General features: G+C 69.8%; 1 protein-coding gene. It reads left to right on the top strand.

The genetic code is table 11. The annotated features are described in order from the left end of the window. A partial coding sequence (locus tag AR3_RS28995; RefSeq protein WP_157406846.1) for a non-ribosomal peptide synthetase occupies positions 1-1,695 on the top strand: 1,695 nt, incomplete at both ends.

The raw sequence follows: 1,695 nt of genomic DNA, 5'->3' as shown, positions 1-1,695 counted from the left end.
CCCACTGACAGGCCGCGTCCTGCGGTTCCGAGCTACCGCGGAGACACGGTGGCGTTCCGGATGGACGCCGATTCGCACGCGGCGTTGACGGCGTTGGCGGGCGAGTGCCGGGCGACGCTGTTCATGGTGATCCAGGCCGGACTGGCCGCGCTGCTGTCGCGTCTGGGCGCGGGTGACGACATCCCTCTGGGCAGCCCGATCGCGGGCCGCACCGACGACGCCCTCGACGACCTCGTCGGCTTCTTCGTCAACACCCTCGTGCTCCGCGCCGACCTCTCCGGCAACCCCACCTTCCGCCAACTCCTCGAACGCATCCGCACAACCGACCTGGCCGCCTACGCCCACCAGGACATCCCCTTCGAACGCCTCGTCGAAATCCTCAACCCCGAACGGTCCACGGCCCGCAACCCGCTCTTCCAGGTCATGTTCGCGATCAACAACACGGCCGAGCCGGATCTGGAGCTGCCCGGGCTGACGGTGCGGATCGACCCCGTCCCCACCAAGGCCGCCAGGTTCGACCTGACGTTCGGACTGACCGAGCGCACGGCGCCGGACGGGAGTCCGGACGGGATCGAGGGGCACGTCGAGTACAGCACCGATCTGTTCGACGCCTCGACGGTCGCGGCCATGGCGGAGCGGCTGGTGGCGTTCCTGCGGGAGGCGGCGGCCGATCCGGACCGTCCGATCGAACAGATCGACGTCCTCGGCCCGCAGGAGCACCGCCTACTGGATCACGACTGGCAGGGCCCCAGGCGCGAGGTGCTCGTGCGTCCCATCCCCGACCTCGTCGAGCGGCACGCGGCGCGGGCCCCCGAGGCTCCGGCTGTGCTGTTCGAAGGGTCGACGCTGTCGTACGGGGAACTGAACGCCCAGGCCAATCGCCTGGCCCGACTGCTGACCGCACGCGGCGTGGGCCCCGAACACCTGGTCGCCGTCGCGATACCCCGCTCACCCGAACTGATCGTCGCCCTGCTGGCCGTCCTCAAAGCAGGCGCCGCCTACCTGCCCATCGACCCCAAATACCCGGCAGGACGCATCACCTACATGCTCCAGGACGCCCGCCCCGCCCTCATACTCGCCAACCACCACACCCACCTGCCCCAAACCGACATCCCCCGCCTCAACCTCGACGACCCCCACACCACCGAAGAACTGTCCAACCACCCCGACCACAACCTCACCGACACCGAACGACCCACCCCCCTCACCCCCCAACACCCCGCCTACGTCATCTACACCTCCGGCTCAACCGGACGCCCCAAGGGTGTGGCCGTGACGCATGCGAGCGCGGCCAACATCGCGGCTGCCGCCGAAGACGAGATCGGCCAGACCACCGCTGACAGCCGGGTTCTGCAGTTCGCGTCGCCGAGCTTCGACGGTGCGTTCTGGGAGATCTTCGTGACGTTGATGAACGGCGCGGCGATCGTCATGGCGCCGGCCGACCGGCTGCTGCCCGGACCATCGCTGGCCGAGGTGGTGGCCGAGCACGGCGTCACGCACATGGCTCTGCCACCGTCCGCGCTGGCCGTGATGCCGGACGACGCGCTGCCGCCCGGAACGGTGGTGTTCGTGGTGGGCGAGGCGTGCCCGCCGGACCTGGTGGACAGGCTGTCGCGCACCTGCCGTTTGCTGAACGCCTACGGTCCGACCGAGGCGACGGTGTGCGCGACCGTCAGCGAACCCCTGTCCGGCGCC

It is taken from the genome of Actinomadura rubrobrunea NBRC 15275, assembly GCF_001552235.1.
Taxonomy (GTDB): domain Bacteria; phylum Actinomycetota; class Actinomycetes; order Streptosporangiales; family Streptosporangiaceae; genus Spirillospora; species Spirillospora viridilutea.
The sequence above is the reverse complement of the archived record's forward strand: the minus strand, read 5'-3'. Positions and strand labels throughout refer to the sequence as shown.